This window comes from Tyzzerella sp. An114 (assembly GCF_002161055.1).
In the GTDB taxonomy this organism is placed as follows: Bacteria; Bacillota; Clostridia; order Lachnospirales; family Anaerotignaceae; genus Fimicola; species Fimicola cottocaccae.
In genome coordinates this window covers 168139-187324 of record NZ_NFLT01000006.1, presented here as the reverse complement: position 1 = coordinate 187324, position 19186 = coordinate 168139, and the positions used below count along the sequence as shown (strand labels likewise).

The window sequence follows — 19186 nt, the reverse complement described above, 5'->3', positions numbered from 1 at the left end:
AAGCGAGCCGGTTATGGTGAGAGTCCGGTGCGATTAGATTTTTGATGAATATCACCCCTAAGTGGCAGAGTGAAAAATTTTTTATTTAGTAGCTTCTGACGGTTTTCCGCCGTTAAAGGGATTTTTTGAGAGGTCGTTTTTTGTTTACAAACGACAATTCAGGTGGTAACGCGGTAACCTTCGTCCTGTTATTTTTTTCGGACGAAGGTTTTTTTATTTTTGTTTTACTTTTTATCTGTATGGCAATTATATGTATTAAACATATCTTTTTTTAATTTTATTCGGAGGTAAAAATTATGTACAATAAGGTTTCAACAAATCTTGAGTTCGTAGATAGAGAACTTGAGATAATGAAATTTTGGAAAGAAAACAAAATTGCAGACAAATGTATAGAAATTAGAGAAGGTAGTCCTCAGTTTACATTCTATGATGGACCTCCAACAGCTAACGGTAAACCTCATATCGGTCATATTATAACAAGAGCTGTAAAAGACATTATTCCTCGTTATAAAACTATGAAAGGTTATAAAGTTTTCAGAAAAGCTGGTTGGGATACACACGGTCTTCCTGTTGAGCTTGAAGTTGAAAAAATGCTCGGAATAAGCGGAAAGCCTCAGATTGAAGATTATGGTGTTGAACCTTTCATTCAGAAATGTAAAGAGAGCGTTTGGAAATATGAAAATGAATGGCGTGAAATGAGTGACCGTGTTGGTTATTGGGCTGACATGGACCACCCTTATGTAACATACCACAATGATTATATAGAGTCTGAATGGTGGGCATTAAAGAAAATTTGGGATAAAGGTCTTCTTTATAAAGGTCATAAAATTGTTCCTTACTGCCCTCGTTGTGGAACTGCTCTTTCAAGCCACGAAGTTGCACAGGGTTATAAAGATGTAAAAGAAACTTCTGCTATTGCAAAATTTGCTGTAAGAGGAGAAGAAAACACATATATTCTTGCTTGGACAACAACTCCATGGACACTTCCTTCAAACGTTGGTCTCTGTATGAACCCTGTTGAAACATATGTAAAAATTAAAACAGGTGATGAGTATTATATACTTGCAGAGGCTCTTGTAAAAACAGTTCTCGGTGATGAGGCTGAATATGAAGTTGTTGAAACTAAGAAAGGTGACGATTACAAAGGTCTTAGATATATGCCTTTATTTGATTTCGTTGCTGATGATGATAAAGCTTTCAAAGTTGTTACAGATGACTATGTAACACTTACAGACGGTACAGGTGTAGTTCATATTGCTCCTGCATTCGGTGAAGATGACGCCCGTGTTGGTCGTGCAAATGGTCTTCCTTTCCGTCAGTATGTTGACCCACAGGGTAACTTTACAAAAGATGTTACTCCTTGGGTTGGTATGTTTGTAAAAGATGGTGACAAATACGTTCTTGAATACTTAAAAGAAAAAGGAACTCTCTTTGCTGCTTTACCATTTGAACATAGTTATCCTTTCTGCTGGAGATGTGATACACCACTTATCTACTATGCAAGAGATACATGGTTCATTGAAATGACTAAAGTTAGAGATAGACTTGTTACTAATAATAGAACTGTAAACTGGCTTCCTGATAATATTAAGGAAGGTCGTTTTGGTAACTTCCTTGAAAATGTTATTGACTGGGGTCTTTCTCGTGAAAGATACTGGGGAACTCCACTTCCAATTTGGGAATGTGAATGTGGTCATAGACATGTAATAGGAAGTATTGCAGAGCTTAAAGAAATGAGCGATGATTGTCCTGAAAATATAGAACTTCACAAACCTTTCATTGACGCTGTTCATATTAAGTGTCCAGAATGTGGAAAACAGATGACAAGAGTTTCAGAAGTTATTGACTGTTGGTTTGACTCAGGAAGTATGCCTTTTGCTCAGCATCACTATCCATTTGAAAATAAAGAGCTTTTTGAGAAAAACTATCCAGCACAGTTCATAAGTGAAGCTGTTGACCAGACAAGAGGTTGGTTCTACACACTTATGGCTATCTCAACACTTATATTTGACATGGCTCCATTCCAGAACTGTATCGTTATGGGACACGTTCAGGATAAAAACGGTCAGAAAATGAGTAAACATAAAGGAAACGTTGTTGACCCTTGGAGTGTATTAAATAAACAGGGTGCTGACGCTGTAAGATGGTATTTCTATACAAATTCAGCTCCATGGCTTCCAAGCCGTTTCTATGATGAAGCTGTTAGTGAAGGACAGAGAAAATTCATGGGTACATTATGGAATACTTATGCTTTCTATGTACTCTATGCTAATATAGATAACTTCAATCCTAAGGATTATACTCTTGAATATGATAAACTTGCTCCTATGGATAAATGGGTTCTCTCAAAACTTCAGACACTTATTAAAACAGTTGATGAAGGTCTTGAAAATTACAGAATTACAGAGCCTGCTAGAGCTATTCAGGAATTTGTTGATGAGCTTTCAAACTGGTATGTAAGAAGAAGCCGTGAACGTTTCTGGGGCAAAGATATGCCACAGGATAAAGTTAATGCATATATGACACTTTACACTGTTCTTGAAACAGTTATCAAAATTTCTGCTCCATTTACACCATTTATGGCAGAAGAAATTTATAGAAACCTTGTTCTCAATTCATACAGCGATGCACCTGAAAGTGTTCACCTTTGTGACTTCCCAGTTGCTAAAGAAGAATGGATTGATAAAGAGCTTGAAGAAAATATGGATGAAGTTCTCAACATCGTTATTCTTGGACGTGCTGGAAGAAATACTGCTAACATCAAAAATAGACAGCCTATGGGTCAGATGTTTGTAAAAGCTCCAAAAGTTCTTCCAGAAATGTTTACAGCTATCGTTTCAGAAGAACTTAACGTTAAAGAAGTTATATTCTCTGATGATGTTGCTAACTTTACAACATATAAATTTAAACCACAGCTTAGAACTTTAGGACCAAAATACGGAAAACTTGTTCCAAAGATTGGTGCTTATCTTGGAGAAGTTGACGGAACAGCTTTCATGAATGAGCTTAAAGCTAATGGAACAGTTAAATTTAATATTGAAGGAACAGATGTTGAACTTGCTGAAAGTGACCTCTTAATTGAGACAGCTGAAAAAGGTGGATTTGTTACAGAGGAAGACAGAGGAATAACTGTTGTTATTGATACAAATCTTACACCTGAACTTATTGAGGAAGGTTTTGTTCGTGAAATCGTAAGCAAAATCCAGACAATGCGTAAAGAAGCTGACTTTGAGGTTATGGACAGAATTAAAGTTGGTTTTGAAGGTAGTGACCTCTTAAAAGGTGTTGTTGAGAGAAATGCTGAAGAAATCAAGACAGATGTCCTTGCTGATGAAATTGTTGAAGGTACATTTGAGGGATACGCTAAAGAATGGAATATCAATGGCGAAAAAGTAAATATTGTTGTAGTTAAAAAATAATATTTAATTTTGTTATTAAGGTACAGGCATTATGCCTGTACCTTTTTATGTGTAGTTGTTATAAATAAAGAATTAAACTCCTTTTTTAAAAATATAATTGTAAAGCAGTATATTTTAAAAAGAGGTGGTTATAATGGGAATGGACAAAACTTCTCGAAAAAGTTTTATAATAAAGAATACTGCATCATTCATGGCAACAATTATGGCTTTTTCATTTCTTGCCTATTCAGGAAAAGGAGAAAATATTTTTAATAGTATTAATAATACAGATATTATAAATGCTCCTATGGGTGATGGTGGAGTTGTTGGTATAGATGATATAACATTTCAAGAGGATAATATAGCACCTGTTCCAAATGTTGATTATGGAGATTTTCAATCAATTAAAAGTGCTTTTTATACTATTGATAAACGTACAGATTTATTACCTTCCGATATAGATGCAGAAAAATTTATGACAATGGATTTATCCATTGATAATAGTATGGAAGGCCCTAAAATACTTATATTTCATACCCATTCAAATGAAATGTATGCTGATAGTAATGGAAATGTGGAAGATGGTATATGGGGCGTTGGTGAAGTTTTAAAAGAGTATCTTGAAAAAACTATGGGTGTTGAGGTTATGCACGACACAGGAAGATATGACATTGTAAATGGTAAAGGTCAAGTTTTGGGAGCTTATGAGAGAATGGAGCCTTCTATACAAAAAATTCTTGATGAAAATCCTTCTATACAAATGGTCATTGACTTACATAGAGATGGCGTACCTGAAAATGTTCATCTTGTAACTGAAATTGATGGCAAAAAATGTGCTAAAATAATGTTTTTTAATGGTATGTGCCGTCTTTATGAAAATGGAAGTCTAAATAATATAAGTTATCTTCCAAATCCTTATATAGAACAAAATCTTGCTTTGAGTTTTAGATTGCAAAGTCTTTCTCAACAGTATAGTGATTTTACAAGAAAAATATATGTAAATGCTTACAGATATAGTTTACATATGAAACCTCTTTCAATGCTTGTTGAGGTTGGGGCTCAGACTAATACAAAGGAAGAAGCTAAAAATTCTATGTATTACTTGGCGAAACTTATTTCTGAAGCTGTTAATGTGAATTAAAAAAGTTTTATAATAAAACGTAATTTTTCAAACAACTACATATTTTTGTCGTATAATTTAACAGATATACAAATATTCAAATATAAAAATAAAAAATACAAAAGGGGAGATGATTTGTATGCCTACTGGTAAAGAGCCTAAAGGTAATGGAAATGACACAAAAACTTTGATGTCCTTTATAATAATGGCAGTTATATTTACTTCGGTAATAAATATATTTATGTCTGCTGTAACATCAAGACAAACTCAAGAAATATCATATACACAATTCTTACAAATGCTTGATGATAAAAAAGTTGCTACTGTTGAGAGACAGTCTGATAGACTTATTGTAACTGAAAAAGTTGATGATGAAAGTCAGGTGGGATTGTATCAAAAACATAACACATATATTGTAGGTGCTGTTGATGACCCTGAACTTACAGATAGAATTATAGAGTCTGGTGCTGTACAATTTTCTAATGTTGAAAATAATTCTGTTATATATGAGTTTATGGTTTCTTGGGTACTTCCAAGTATACTTATATATATTGTTGTTACTCTGCTTATGCGTTCTGTTGCCAAGAAAATGGGCGGAGGCGGTGGACCTATGAGTTTTGGAAAAAACACAGCAAAAATATATGCCCAAAAAGAAACTGGTGTAACTTTTGCTGATGTTGCAGGTCAGGAGGAGGCAAAAGAGTCTTTAAATGAGATTGTTGACTTCCTTCATCAGCCTGAAAAGTATAATGCAATAGGTGCTAAACTTCCAAAAGGTGCCCTTCTTGTAGGACCTCCGGGAACAGGTAAAACACTCCTTGCAAAAGCTGTTGCAGGTGAGGCAAACGTTCCTTTTTATTCTCTTTCAGGTTCTGACTTTGTTGAAATGTTTGTTGGTGTTGGTGCTTCAAGAGTTAGAGACCTTTTTAAACAGGCTGTGGCTAATGCTCCATGTATTGTTTTTATTGATGAGATTGACGCAATAGGTAAAAGTAGAGATAACCAAATGGGTGGAAATGATGAGAGAGAACAGACTCTCAATCAGCTTTTATCTGAGATGGATGGTTTTGACTCATCAAAAGGTGTTGTTATATTAGGTGCTACAAATAGACCTGAAGTTTTGGACAAGGCCCTTTTAAGACCGGGACGTTTTGATAGACGTGTTATTGTTGAAAAACCTGACCTTAAAGGTCGTGAGGATATTTTAAAGGTTCATGTTAAAGATGTAAAACTTGGTGATGATGTTGACCTTAATGCTATTGCTTTAGGTACAAGTGGTTGTGCTGGCGCTGATATTGCTAATATAGTAAATGAGGCGGCTTTAAGAGCTGTAAGACTTGGCAGAGATAAAGTAAATCAAAGTGATTTTATGGAGGCTATTGAGGTCATTATAGCTGGTAAAGAGAAAAAAGACCGTATTCTTACTGAAAAAGAAAAGAAAATTGTAGCGTACCACGAAGTTGGACACGCTTTAGCAACTGCTTTACAGAAAAATACAATGCCTGTACAGAAAATAACTATTGTTCCAAGGACAATGGGTTCGTTAGGTTATACAATGCAGATGCCTGAAGAAGAAAAATATCTTATGAGTAAAGAAGAAATGATTGAACAGATAACAACTCTTTTAGCTGGTCGTGCTGCTGAGGAAGTTATATTCAATACTGTGACAACAGGTGCTTCAAACGATATTGAAAGAGCAACAGCAATGGCTAGAGCTATGGTTGCTCAATATGGTATGAGTGATAGATTTGATATGATGGGACTTGAAAGCATACAAAATAAATATCTTGATGGAAGAAATGTAAGAAACTGTGCCGAAGTTACATCAGCAGAAGTTGACAGTGAAGTTCTTAAAATTATAACAGATTGTCACAAAAATGCTATTGATATTTTAAAGAAAAATGAGGGTGTTCTCCATAAAATAGCCGCTTTCCTTATTGAGAAAGAAACTATAACAGGTAAAGAGTTTATGGAAATACTTGAAAGTGAAAATTCTAATGATGAAAAAGAAAAAGTTAATATTGAATTTTAATATTAAAGGGTGTCTTATGACACCCTATTTCTATTATCTCCATTTTATATTTTTAGTGTTTCCCATTTTGAAAAATCTGTTTTCATTCATATAATCTCTTACAATTCCTAAGGCTTCTCCGAAACGCTGGAAATGAACAACTTCTCTTTCTCTTAAAAATCTTAAAGGTGCTAAAACATCTGGGTCATCTGTTAAATCCATTAAATATTCATAGGTTGAGCGAGCTTTTTGTTCTGCTGCCATATTCTCGTAAAGGTCTGTTATAGGGTCTCCCTTTGACTGCATATATGATGCTGTCCAAGGAACTCCGGCCGCTGATGATGGATATACTCCTAAACCGTGGGCTACATAATAAGGGTCAAGTCCTGCTTCTTTTATTTCTTTATCACTAAGACCTTGTGTAAGCTGTTTTACTATTGTTCCCATCATTTCAAGGTGTGCTAATTCCTCAGTACCTATTGGGTGATGATTTTTTTCTTTTATCAAGTATTTTTTGTACTTTTAAAAATGTTTCTCTGTCTATTATAGGCTCATGGTGATTTCTTATTATTATAAATTCTCTTTCTCCCTTATTATATTTTCTTTTATGGTTTAGGTAGTCTGTTGTGTATGTTTTTTGTTGTACAAGGTCTCCTGTGTATTTTTCATTTCTCAATATTTTATGTATCATTGAATTATGCCATATATTATTGCCACTAAAAGATGGAATTTCCATTTCCATAAGTTTTTTTGATATTTTATAACTTCCCATGCCTTGTTTTGCCATTGAAAATATTAAACGTACAATTTTTGCTCCTTCTTCATTTATATGCATTTCTCCGTTTTTAACATCATAGCCTAAAAGACTTCTTCCAAAGACAACACCTTTTTCCATACTTATTTTTTGTCCAAAGCGTACTCTCTCAGAGGTTTTTCGGCTTTCCTCCTGTGCTATTGATGAAAGTATTGCAAGACGAAGTTCTGAGTCATTTTCAAGGGTGTATATGCCATCATTTATAAAATATATTCCTATTCCTTTTGATTTTAGTATTCTTGTGTATTTTATGCTGTCTAAAGTGTTTCTTGCAAAACGGCTTATTTCTTTTGTAAGTATTATGTCATATTCTCCTTTTAGCCCTTCATTTATCATTTTCATAAATTCTTTTCTTCCTGATACTGTTGTTCCTGTTTTCCCTTCATCACAGTATATTTTATAAAGTTCTATGTTATCTGATTTTGATATGTAATCTGTAAAAAAATTTTTTTGTGATTGTAGTGAGTTTATTTGGTCGGTTTTTTCTGTTGATACACGACAATATACTGCTGCTTTTTTCATATAAAATAATCCTTTATTTTTATTTACTATTAATATTTATGTTTTTTGTTTAATTTTATACGGTTTTTCTCTATCCTTTTTTAAAAATTTGTATTATAATTTTCCACATATCAAAATGAAAAATAAGGGGGAATTATTTATGAATTTTGTTTTTTCTGATAGAGAAGAAAGCTTTAAGCCTAATATATTTTCTGTTCTCAATGAGAAAAAAAATCAGATGATTAAAGAGGGTAAAACTGTTTATAATCTTTCGGTTGGTACTCCTGACTTTAAACCAGATGCTCATGTTATGCAGGCTGTTTCAGAGGCTGCATTAAATCCTGATAGCTATAAATATGCTTTGGCTGATATGCCTGAACTTTTGGAGGCTGTTCAGAATTGGTATAAGAGAAGATATGATGTAACTCTTGAAACTGATGAAATTATGTCTGTTTATGGTTCTCAAGAGGGTATTACTCATGTTTGTCTTGCTCTCTGTAATGAGGGGGATACTGTTCTTGTTCCAGACCCATGTTATCCTATATTTAGTACAGCTCCATTTTTAGCTGGTGCAAAACTTGAATACTATCAGCTTGTGGAAGAAAATAATTATCTTCCTGACCTTGATAATTTTGATGAAGAACTTGCTAAAAAAGCTAAAGTTATGATTGTATCTTTCCCAGCAAATCCAGTCTGTAAGACAGCTCCTGATGAGTTTTATGTAAAACTTATTGCTTTTGCTAAGAAATATAATATCATTATTATCCATGATAATGCTTACTCTGAAATTATATTTGACGGAAGACAGGGAACTTCATTCTTAAAATTTGAAGGTGCAAAAGATGTTGGAATAGAATTTAATTCTCTTTCAAAAAGTTATAATCTTACAGGTGCAAGAATTTCTTTTGCTCTGGGAAATAAAGAGATAATAAGCAAATTTAAAAATATAAGAACACAAATTGACTATGGTATTTTCATTCCTGTACAGAAAGCAGCTATTGCAGCTTTAAATGGTCCACAGGATATACTTGAAAGAAACCGTTTAGAATATCAAAAAAGACGTGATGCCCTCTGTGGTGGTCTTAGAAAAATAGGTTGGAATGTACCAGACTCAGAAGGCACTATGTTTGCATGGGGACCATTACCAAAGGGATATACAAACTCAGAAGAATTTTGTATGGAACTTTTAGAGAAAACAGGTGTTATATGTACTCCGGGTTCAAGCTTTGGCTCTCTTGGAGAGGGTCATGTAAGATTTGCTCTTGTTTTACCTGTTGAGAAAATAGAAGAACTTATTGATGCTATTGATAAGAGTGGAATAATTAAAAAATAAAATTTTAGGCGGATATTTATATATCCGCTTTTTTATTAAATTTTTATCACGAACTACCTACATCGTTTAATGTTGCTTTTGCCTCTGGTGTAACCATAGTAAATTTTTGGCTTAAATATCTTAAAGCTGCTCCCAGTTCTCCGTCAGAACCCCCATACTGTTCAATCATTATTTTTGCAAGCCTTCCGTCGGGCTTTTTAATTTTTACAGGAAATTCAAGTTTTTTTTCATAAATCCACATTTTTCAATATCTCCTTTCGATTATAAATTAAAATTTGCAGAAGGCTGCCATGGCCAAGGATTGTCTATCCATTCCCATCCTTTTTGAGCATAAGACCTGAAAGAACAGAGAGGACCATAAAGATTTTCAAATTTTTCACGTAAAGTCTGACCGGCTGTTACAACTTTGTTGTATTCTTCAATCATTACACTATCTGTTGGGTGGGTGTTGAGATAAAGTCCTATATCAACAGCCATAAAGTCAAGTTCCATAAGGCTTTTTAATAATTCGTCCCTTGTCATAAAATCACTCCTTTACACTAAATCTTCTTAAAGCTGAACCTTTTTCATAGGGCATTTCGAGAGCTGAAAAAACTGTGCCTGTCAAAAGGCTTTGTCCTTCACTGGCGGTACTGGTGTCTTCCTGATATGGCACATAAGCCTGAGCATATCCTATCTTTTCTATAACACATCTGTTGCAATTTGTGAAGGTTATATCTGTGTCAGGATTTGTGTTTGTATCATTACAATTCCTTGTATTTACGTTGTTTTTTGAGTATTTACCAATATAATTTCTAAAACATTCTTCCATATTTTAAAATCTCCTTTTGTCTCTTTAACAGTAGTTTATGTTATATTTTTAAATTTGTGATTGTCCGCCGGTAAAATACATTTTTTACTTGACAATGACCTTTTCAACAACTAATATTAAATTAGGTAATGCAAAAATTATAATTTTATGGGAGGTTTTTCAAATGAGTTTAAAAATGATTACTGCTGAAAATGCACCTGAGGCTCTCGGACCATATTCACACGCTGTTGTTGCTGGAGATTTTGCTTTTATTTCAGGTCAAATCCCTATTGACCCTGCTACAAATACTATTGTTGAGGGTATAGAAGCTCAGACAAGACAGTCTCTTGAAAACTGTGTTGCAATACTTAAATCATGTGGTGCTACTGTAAAAGATGTTGTTAAAGCTGGAATATTTATTTCTGATATGAATAATTTCGGTGCAATAAATGCTGTTTACGGTGAATATTTCAATGAACACAAACCAGCAAGAGCTTGTGTTGAGGTTGCAAGACTTCCTAAAGATGTTATGGTTGAAATTGAAATGATAGCATATATCGGTAAATAATTTTTATAAAAAAAGGCGGTTTATACCGCCTTTAAATTTTTTAAAAAAAGTGTTGACAAAAGCATTATTTTTAGTTAAAATATAATTCGTTCTGATAAGTAATGTGAATATGTGAGTGTAGCTCAGCTGGATAGAGCGTCTGACTACGGATCAGAAGGCCGCGTGTTCGAATCATGTCACTCACATCAATTAAAACAGTTTTGCTATTGCAAAGCTGTTTTTTTTATGTTCTCATATAGTATAATAAATTTAAATTTTATTTTGGTGGGGAATTTTATGAATTTATTTGATACTATTAAAAGTTTTTTTAACATGGCATACCTAAATGAAGAAATGGAAAAGGAATTTCTTATTGAAGAGTCTAAAAAAATAATTAAATATATGAAATTTATTTTGTTCATTATACCTGTATTTCAAATTTATAATATAATACATACACTTATATACACTGATTTTACACTTAGAAGTGTTGCTAGTAAAGTTTATACAGTGTTTTATATAATAATGCTTATTGTGTCTTTGGTTGTTATATTAATTGGTGTAAATATGGATAAATCCAATTATAGAGGTATTATAAATCTTCAGTTTGTTTTTTCTTTTTTTTATATATTTTGGATTGCATCTGTTACACTTTATGACCAACGTGTAGGGAATAATATATCTCAGTATGTTACAGGTATGATGTTTATAGGTTTACTTGTATATATGACACCTATACAGGCTGTTTTTATTTTTTCTATACCTGCAATTTTGTTTGTTGTTGCACTTAATATATTTGATAAAACCACAGGCAGCCAGCATTATGGTGCTATGGTATCTACAATTTGTATAGCTTTTTCAGCTATATTTATAAGTGTATATAAATTTTCTAGAGAGCGACAAAGTTTTTGTGAAAAGAAAATAATAATATCTCAAAAAAATGAGATAGAAGAAAAAAATAAAATGTTAAAAAATCTTTTGGAACATGACTCTCTTACAGGTCTTTATAACAGACGATTTTTTGATGAAAATATAGATAATATATTTAAAAGTGTAGCTGTAGGTTATGGTTATATATCTATATTTGTTATTGATATTGATAATTTTAAGCTTTTTAATGACTATTTTGGTCATCAAAAAGGTGATGATATACTTAGAATTGTATCACAAACAATAATTTCAAATATAAAATATGGTTATGCTGTTAGATATGGTGGCGAGGAAATTTGTGTTGTAGTACCTAATATGAAAAAAGGGGATGCAAAAAATTTAAGTTGTGTACTTCTTAATTCTATAAGAAATTTGAATATTCCTACTGCTATTGAAAATGTAAATCTTTCTATAAGTTTAGGTGTACATACTGAAAAGGTATATAAATATACACTTTGGAATGATATTTTTGAAAAGGCTGATAAGGCACTTTATTATGTTAAAAATAATGGTAAAAATAATTTTATGTTTTTTGATGATTTGAATTTTTGAACAAATAAAAAAGAGAGTATTTTTTTATTTTAAAAATAAAATACTCTCTTTTTTTATATTATCATTAGTCTATAAGATAAAGACATTCCTCTAATACCTCCACAGGAATTGTATTAACTGTATTTGTTGTGTTAGCTGTGTTTACTGTTATAGTATTTTTCATATTATCATCTCCTTTCATCTTATATATAATAAATATCATAAACCTGTTATAAAAATATTTAGGTAATGTTATCTATATGTAAATATACGCTACTTTAGAACAAAAGTATTAAAAATATTTTTGGAATATAAAAATATTGATAGATAAATGACTTTATGATTATAATATTCATATTAAAGTATAATTGTGATAATAAGGAGAGATAGATTAATGATAGAAATGAAATGTTTTGTTATGGGTAATGGTGGAACAAACTGTTATGTTCTTACAGACAGTGAAAAAAACTGTGTTATTATTGATTGTGAGGGTGATGCTGGAATATTTGAAGATTATTTTGAAAAAAATAATATAAAGCCTTCATACATAATACTTACTCATGGTCATGGAGACCATATAAGTGCTGTTGATGAGATTAAAGAAAAATATGGCTGTAAGGTTTGTGCGGGAGAGCATGAAACAAGAGTTTTACAAGACCCAGCTATAAATCTTTCTTGTTATATGGGGGGAGATGTAAGTATTATACCTGATGTTTTGTTGAAAGATGGTGAGACTTTCACTGTTGGAGAAATGAGTTTTAAAGTTATGCATACACCAGGACATACAGAGGGAAGTATTTGTCTTTTAATAGGTGATTGTATAATATCAGGAGACACACTTTTTCAGGGAAGCTGTGGAAGAACAGATTTTGAGACAGGGGATTATAAAGAAATTATAAAATCACTTAAAAAGCTTTCTGAGTTTAAGGGAGATTATAAAGTTTTTCCAGGACATGGCCCTTCAACTACTCTTGATTATGAGAGAAAAAATAATCCTTTTATGAGAGGATAAGGCTTTTTCTTTACAATATCATAGAGGTTTGATATAATTTTTTAAAGAATTTTTGATTGAGGTGTTTTTTGTGATTTTTGACAGATTTTTCCCAGATATGTATGTAAGGTCTGTTTATGAGCTTCCTATTGATGAACTTAAAAAAAGAAGTATAAAAGTTCTTGTTTTTGATATTGATAATACTCTTGCTCCTTTTGATGTTGCAAAGCCTGATGATGATATTGTGGAGCTTTTAAAATTTTTAAAAAAGCAAGGCTTTAAACTTTCAATACTTTCCAACAATAATAAAGAGAGAATAGAGATATTTAATGAAAATTTGGGAACACTGGCTGTATATAAAGCAGGTAAACCTGGTATCAAAAAACTTCGTGCTGTTATGAAAAGATTTGATGCTTTACCTGAAGAAACAGCTATGATTGGAGATCAAGCTTTTACAGATGTTTGGTGCGGAAACAGAGCCGGTGCTTTGTCTATACTTACATCACCAATATGTAAAAGAGACCAGCTTATAACAAAGGTTAAAAGAGGAATGGAAAGATTTGTTATGGGATTTTATTTCAGACGTGAGGGCATAAAACCTTTTAAAATTAACTGAAAAACCCCTTATTTTGCCTAAAATCAAAACTTTATATTGAAAAATATAAAAAATTATTTTAAAATAGTAGATGATTTGTTTTATTAACGAGGAGGAAAACTAATGATTTCAGCAGGTGAATTTAGAAATGGTGTAACAATGGAATACGAAGGCGAAATTTACGTTATTCTTGAGTTCCAGCACGTTAAACCAGGTAAAGGAGCAGCTTTCGTTCGTACAAAAATTAAAAATCTTAAAACAGGAGCAGTTGTAGAAAAAACTTTCAGACCAACTGAAAAAATGCCTAGAGCACATATTGATAGACTTGATATGCAGTATCTTTACACAGATGGCGACCTTTTCCACTTTATGAATACAGAGACATTTGACCAGATTGCTGTTAATGCATCTGATGTTGGAGATGCTCTTAAATTCGTTAAAGAAAATGAAATGGTTAAAATACTTTCTTACGAAGGACAGGTTTTCGGTATTGAGCCTCCATTATTTGTAGAGCTTGAAATTACTGAAACAGAACCAGGATTTGCAGGAAATACAGCACAGGGTGCTACAAAACCAGCTGTTGTTGAGACAGGTGCTAGTGTTCAGGTACCTCTTTTCATCAATCAGGGTGAAGTTATCAAGATTGATACTCGTACAGGCGAATACTTAGGTAGAGCTTAATTATTTTAAATTTTTGGTGCAGAAAAAATTATTCTGCACCTTATTTTTTTAGGAGGTAAAATTTATGGATTATTTTAAGGACAAAGTTGATTATTTAAGAAATTTCTGTAAAGAAAGCGGTTTTTCAGAGGATACAAAAGAGGGTAAAGTTTTTGCTGCCTTTGCTGATGTTCTTGATGATATGGGAGAGCTTCTTGATGGAATACTTGAACAGTTTGGTGAAGACGGTAATGGGGAAGCTACATATGAGTATGCTTTTATATGCCCTGAATGTGGTGAGGAGATAGAAGTTTCTGAGGAAGTTTTTGAGGAAGAAGAAGAAATTCCATGTCCTAAATGTGGAAATATGATACCTGTTTGTGCCACAGATTTCACTGATGAGGACTTTGAAGACTGATTTGTAAATATATGTAAATAAAAAGTGACGAAATTGCAATTTTTTGAAAATTTTTTTGTTGTATTTTTAGCAAAAATTTTGGTGTAAAAATATTATAACTATTGTGTATTTTTTGAAAATATGTTTATAAAATGCTTTTTAGGGCAATGCTTTAAAAAGCATTTATTGTTTTTGAAAAAAATTTCCAAAAATTATATTGAAATAATTAAATAAGGGGGAAGGCTTGTATTTAAAGGCTTTTTTAAAAAAGGGCAAAACAAAAAGACCTTGACAAAAAGGTCTTGATATGCTAAAATTATGAAACATAACGCTATGATACAAACATTACATTGCTTTGGATTTATTATAGCACAATGCAAATTATATTTCAACATATATTTTTGGTTAAAATTTATGTGTTGTAAAATACATTAAAAAATTGTAACTAATATAAATTGCCTTTTGGTGATTATTTTGTAATTTTACACAGTATCTTTTCTTTTTTGTAAGAAAAGTAAAATTTCATTAGAATTTCTTAAATTTTGCGGCTTTTGTTTCAGGCTGTTGATTAAAGACAGTTTGTTCAAAGGTCTAGCTTTGTTTAGGCAGCTCTAATTTTTTTACGTTAAGATAGTTTTTAAATTTTTTGAGGGGTGACTTTATGGAAAAAAACAGAATTCACTCTGTCCAGTACGGTGACGGAGCAAGGAAAAGCTACTCAAGAATAAATGAAGTTCTTGAAATGCCAAACCTTATTGAAGTTCAGAAAGAAAGTTACAAGTGGTTTTTAGAGGAAGGTCTTTCAGAAGTATTTGACGACATAAACCCTATAACTGATTTCAGCGGTAACATCATTCTTCGTTTTACCGACTTTTCTTTGGATTCAGAGCCTAAGTATTCTATTGAAGAATGTAAGGAAAGAGATGCAACTTATGCAGCTTCCCTTAAAGTTAAGGCAAGACTTATAAACAAAGAGCTCGATGAAATTAAAGAGCAGGAAATATTTATGGGAGAATTCCCTCTCATGACAGAGACAGGTACTTTTGTCATAAATGGTGCAGAGCGTGTTATTGTAAGCCAGCTTGTACGTTCACCCGGTATATACTACGCTTCAGACTTTGACAAAGTAGGAAAGAAACTTCTTTCTTCAACTGTTATTCCTAACCGTGGAGCTTGGCTTGAATATGAGACAGATTCAAATGATGTTTTCTATGTACGTGTTGACCGTACAAGAAAAGTTCCTGTTACTGTTCTTATAAGAGCTTTAGGTATCGGTTCAGACTCTGAAATCGTTGAACTTTTTGGCGAAGAGCCTAAAATTCTTGCGACTATTGAAAAGGACGTAAGTAAATCTTATGAGGAAGGTCTTATTGAGATTTATAAAAAACTCCGTCCAGGTGAGCCACCAACAGTAGAAAGTTCAGAAACTCTTTTAAGAGGTATGTTCTTTGACCCTAAACGTTATGACCTTGCTAAGGTTGGACGTTATAAATTTAATAAAAAACTTGCCCTTAAAAACCGTATTGCAGGTGCTGAACTTGCAGAGGATGTTATCGACCCACTTACAGGTGAGATAGTTTGTGAGGCAGGTACAAAACTTACTATGGAAAACTGTGAGGATATTCAGAATACTGGTATTCCTTTCGTTTATATTACAGTTGAAGGTGAAGAGAGAAATATCAAAATACTTACAAATCAGGTTGTTGATATTGATTGCTTCATAAGTGAATATGGTCTTACAGCTAAAGACCTTAATATAAAAGAAAAAGTATATTATCCTGTACTTGCTAAAATTCTTGAGGAATATGAAAATCCACAGGAAATTAAAGAAGCTATTAAGGAAAATATGCATGAACTTGTTCCAAAACATATTACTCTTGAAGATATTATGGCTTCAATAAACTATGTTATGCAGCTTGACTACGGTTTCGGTAATGTGGACGATATCGACCACTTAGGAAACAGACGTATTCGTTCAGTAGGTGAGCTTTTACAGAACCAGTTCAGAATTGGTCTTACAAGAATGGAGAGAGTTGTTCGTGAAAGAATGACTACTCAGGATATAGATGCTGCTATTCCTCAGAACCTTATTAATGTTAAGCCTGTAACAGCTGCTATTAAAGAGTTCTTTGGAAGTTCACAGCTTTCACAGTTTATGGACCAGAATAACCCACTTTCAGAGCTTACTCATAAGAGAAGACTTTCAGCCCTCGGTCCTGGTGGTCTTTCAAGAGAGAGAGCTGGTTTCGAAGTTCGTGACGTTCACCATTCTCACTACGGTAGAATGTGTCCTATCGAAACTCCTGAAGGTCCTAACATCGGTCTTATTAACTCCCTTGCAACATTCGCAAGAATAAATGAGTATGGTTTCATTGAAGCTCCTTATAGAGTAGTTGACCACTCTGGAGAAAGACCACGTGTTACAGATGAATTTATATATGTAACAGCTGACGAAGAAGAAAACTTCATGGTTGCACAGGCTAATGAACCTCTTGATGAAAACGGATATTTCGTTCACAAGAAAGTAGCTGGTCGTTTCCGTGACGATACAATAGAAGTTGACGAGAAACAAATCAACCTTATGGACGTTTCTCCAAAACAGATGGTTTCAGTTGCTACTGCTCTTATTCCTTTCCTTGAAAATGACGACGCTAACCGTGCCCTCATGGGTTCTAACATGCAGCGTCAGGCGGTGCCACTTTTAGTGACAGACTCACCTATTGTCGGAACAGGTATGGAATATAAAACAGCTAAAGACTCTGGTATCTGTGTTATTGCTAAAAATGACGGTGTTGTTGAAAGAATTTCTTCCGACGAAATCGTTATTAAAACAGAAACAGGTAAGAGAGATAAATATAAACTTATTAAATATCAGAGAAGTAACCAGTCAACTTGTCTTAACCAGAGACCTATTATCAACTTTGGTGATAATGTAAAAGCTGGTCAGATTATTGCTGATGGTGCTTCTACATCAAACGGAGAACTTGCTCTCGGTAAAAACCCTCTTATAGGTTTCATGACTTGGGAAGGTTATAACTACGAGGACGCCGTTCTTCTTAGTGAAAGACTTGTTCAGGAAGATGTTTACACATCTGTTCATATAAATGAATTTGAAGCTGAAGCAAGAGATACAAAACTCGGACCTGAAGAAATCACAAGAGATATACCTAACGTAGGTGAGGACGCACTTCGTGACCTTGACGAAAGAGGTATTATCCGTATTGGTGCTGAGGTTCGTGCAAACGATATTCTTGTTGGTAAAGTTACACCTAAGGGTGAAACTGAACTTACAGCAGAAGAAAGACTTCTCCGTGCTATCTTTGGAGAGAAAGCGAGAGAAGTTAGAGATACTTCACTCCGTGTTCCTCATGGTGAGAGCGGTATCATTGTAGATGTAAAAATATTTACAAGAGAAAATGGCGACGATATTGGACCTGGTGTAAACCAGCTTGTTCGTGTATATATTGCTCAGAAACGTAAGATTTCTGTTGGTGATAAAATGGCCGGACGTCACGGTAACAAAGGTGTTGTCTCCAGAGTTCTTCCTAAAGAGGATATGCCATTCCTTGAAAACGGTAGACCTTTGGATATAGTTCTTAACCCACTTGGTATTCCTTCTCGTATGAATATCGGTCAGGTCCTTGAAACTCACTTAAGCCTTGCTGCAAAAGCTCTTGGCTGGAAGATTGCTACACCTGTATTTGACGGTGCTGACGAGATTGACATTATGGATACTCTCGAAATGGCAAACGATTATGTAAATCTTGATTGGGACGAGTTCTCCGAAAAATGGAAAGAACTCCTTGACGGTGATATTTATGAAGAACTCTGGGAAAACAGAGACCATAGAGAAGAATGGAAAGGTGTTCAGTTAAGCCGTGATGGTAAAGTTAAACTTCGTGACGGACGTACTGGAGAATTCTTTGATAATAGAGTTACAATAGGTTTCATGCACTACCTTAAACTCCACCACCTTGTTGACGATAAAATCCATGCTCGTTCAACAGGTCCTTACTCTCTTGTTACACAGCAGCCTCTTGGTGGTAAAGCACAGTTTGGTGGACAGCGTTTCGGAGAGATGGAGGTTTGGGCACTTGAAGCTTATGGTGCTGCTTACACACTTCAGGAAATACTTACTGTTAAATCTGACGACATCGTTGGTCGTGTTAAGACTTATGAAGCTATTGTTAAGGGTGAAAATATCCCTGAACCTGGCGTTCCTGAGTCATTCAAAGTTCTTCTTAAAGAACTTCAGTCACTTGCTCTTGATATAAGAGTTCTTCGTGACGACAATACAGAAGTTGAAATTAAAGAGTCTATTGATGACGTTGATGATCTTAATGTAAAAATCGATGGTTTCGAAAGAGACGATGACGACGATGATTACTACAAAGGTAAATATCAGAGTGCTGAGGAAGATGAAGATGAAAAAATTTCAAACTTTATCTTTGGAGATGATATGTCTGATGATGCATTCTTAAAAGACGATTATTCTGATGATGTTTTATCAGATGATTTAAGTCTTGATGATGATTTTTCGGATTTTGACGAGGAATAAGAAAGGAGAT

At 33.5% G+C, this 19186-nt stretch carries 16 protein-coding genes, 1 tRNA gene and 1 other annotated feature (1 of these 18 cut by a window edge); of the genes, 12 read left to right on the top strand and 5 right to left on the bottom strand.

What is annotated here, in order from left to right:
* Nucleotides 1–191 (top strand) — a binding site (T-box leader); it begins 42 nt to the left of the window's first position.
* Nucleotides 192–296: 105 nt separating this feature from the next.
* The 3 genes from ileS to ftsH all read left to right on the top strand — a co-directional run bounded on the left by ileS (nt 297) and on the right by ftsH (nt 6550).
* Nucleotides 297–3419, top strand: coding sequence for an isoleucine--tRNA ligase (gene ileS / locus B5E58_RS07900; protein WP_088109142.1), 3123 nt, complete (start codon nt 297–299; stop codon nt 3417–3419).
* A gap of 139 nt (nt 3420–3558) precedes the next feature.
* Nucleotides 3559–4539, top strand: coding sequence for a stage II sporulation protein P (locus B5E58_RS07895; RefSeq protein WP_158097704.1), 981 nt, complete (start codon nt 3559–3561; stop codon nt 4537–4539).
* 118 nt (nt 4540–4657) lie between these two features.
* Complete coding sequence (gene ftsH / locus B5E58_RS07890; protein WP_088109140.1) at nt 4658–6550, top strand: ATP-dependent zinc metalloprotease FtsH; 1893 nt, start codon at nt 4658–4660, stop codon at nt 6548–6550.
* A gap of 33 nt (nt 6551–6583) precedes the next feature.
* Here the strand turns inward: ftsH and B5E58_RS07885 are convergent, their stop codons facing one another.
* Entirely contained in the window at nt 6584–7036 is a 453-nt protein-coding gene (locus tag B5E58_RS07885; protein WP_242956628.1) for a manganese catalase family protein, read from the bottom strand.
* The gene (locus B5E58_RS07880) at nt 6999–7865 is read right to left on the bottom strand and encodes a recombinase family protein (RefSeq protein WP_088109139.1); all 867 of its coding nucleotides are present in this window, start codon (nt 7863–7865) and stop codon (nt 6999–7001) included. The genes B5E58_RS07885 and B5E58_RS07880 overlap by 38 nt, the downstream gene beginning before the upstream one ends.
* A 139-nt stretch (nt 7866–8004) precedes the next feature.
* Here B5E58_RS07880 and B5E58_RS07875 point away from each other — a divergent pair, with 139 nt between their 5' ends.
* Nucleotides 8005–9177 carry an aminotransferase class I/II-fold pyridoxal phosphate-dependent enzyme gene (locus tag B5E58_RS07875; RefSeq protein WP_088109138.1) on the top strand — a complete coding sequence of 391 codons (1173 nt, stop codon included), beginning with the start codon at nt 8005–8007 and terminating at the stop codon, nt 9175–9177.
* Nucleotides 9178–9223: 46 nt separating this feature from the next.
* Here the strand turns inward: B5E58_RS07875 and B5E58_RS07870 are convergent, their stop codons facing one another.
* From B5E58_RS07870 to B5E58_RS07860, 3 genes are read right to left on the bottom strand one after another with little or no spacing between them, the layout of a single operon-like run.
* A complete protein-coding gene (locus tag B5E58_RS07870) occupies nt 9224–9418 on the bottom strand; it encodes a manganese catalase family protein (protein WP_088109137.1) in 195 nt (64 codons plus the stop codon).
* A 20-nt stretch (nt 9419–9438) separates the two neighbouring features.
* The gene (locus tag B5E58_RS07865) at nt 9439–9699 is read right to left on the bottom strand and encodes a spore coat protein CotJB (protein WP_088109136.1); all 261 of its coding nucleotides are present in this window, start codon (nt 9697–9699) and stop codon (nt 9439–9441) included.
* A 4-nt stretch (nt 9700–9703) separates the two neighbouring features.
* Nucleotides 9704–9988: a spore coat associated protein CotJA gene (locus B5E58_RS07860; RefSeq protein ID WP_088109135.1), complete on the bottom strand. Its 285-nt coding sequence runs from the start codon at nt 9986–9988 to the stop codon at nt 9704–9706.
* Nucleotides 9989–10151: 163 nt separating this feature from the next.
* On the opposite strand from B5E58_RS07860, the gene B5E58_RS07855 reads away from it, so the two are divergent.
* The 8 genes from B5E58_RS07855 to rpoB all read left to right on the top strand — a co-directional run bounded on the left by B5E58_RS07855 (nt 10152) and on the right by rpoB (nt 19176).
* Nucleotides 10152–10535, top strand: a complete 384-nt coding sequence (locus B5E58_RS07855; protein ID WP_088109134.1) for a RidA family protein — start codon at nt 10152–10154, stop codon at nt 10533–10535.
* Between the two features lie 111 nt (nt 10536–10646).
* A tRNA-Arg gene (locus B5E58_RS07850) sits at nt 10647–10720 on the top strand.
* Nucleotides 10721–10811: 91 nt separating this feature from the next.
* Nucleotides 10812–11996: a GGDEF domain-containing protein gene (locus B5E58_RS07845; protein WP_158097703.1), complete on the top strand. Its 1185-nt coding sequence runs from the start codon at nt 10812–10814 to the stop codon at nt 11994–11996.
* A gap of 373 nt (nt 11997–12369) precedes the next feature.
* The gene (locus tag B5E58_RS07840) at nt 12370–12987 is read left to right on the top strand and encodes an MBL fold metallo-hydrolase (protein WP_088109132.1); all 618 of its coding nucleotides are present in this window, start codon (nt 12370–12372) and stop codon (nt 12985–12987) included.
* Nucleotides 12988–13057: 70 nt separating this feature from the next.
* Complete coding sequence (locus B5E58_RS07835; RefSeq protein WP_088109131.1) at nt 13058–13582, top strand: YqeG family HAD IIIA-type phosphatase; 525 nt, start codon at nt 13058–13060, stop codon at nt 13580–13582.
* A gap of 102 nt (nt 13583–13684) precedes the next feature.
* Nucleotides 13685–14242 carry an elongation factor P gene (efp, locus tag B5E58_RS07830; RefSeq protein ID WP_088109130.1) on the top strand — a complete coding sequence of 186 codons (558 nt, stop codon included), beginning with the start codon at nt 13685–13687 and terminating at the stop codon, nt 14240–14242.
* 64 nt (nt 14243–14306) lie between these two features.
* Nucleotides 14307–14639 (top strand): CD1247 N-terminal domain-containing protein, encoded by a 333-nt coding sequence (locus B5E58_RS07825; protein WP_088109129.1) that lies wholly within the window; start codon nt 14307–14309, stop codon nt 14637–14639.
* Between the two features lie 640 nt (nt 14640–15279).
* Entirely contained in the window at nt 15280–19176 is a 3897-nt protein-coding gene (gene rpoB, locus B5E58_RS07820; protein WP_088109128.1) for a DNA-directed RNA polymerase subunit beta, read from the top strand.
* Nucleotides 19177–19186: the final 10 nt, after the last annotated feature.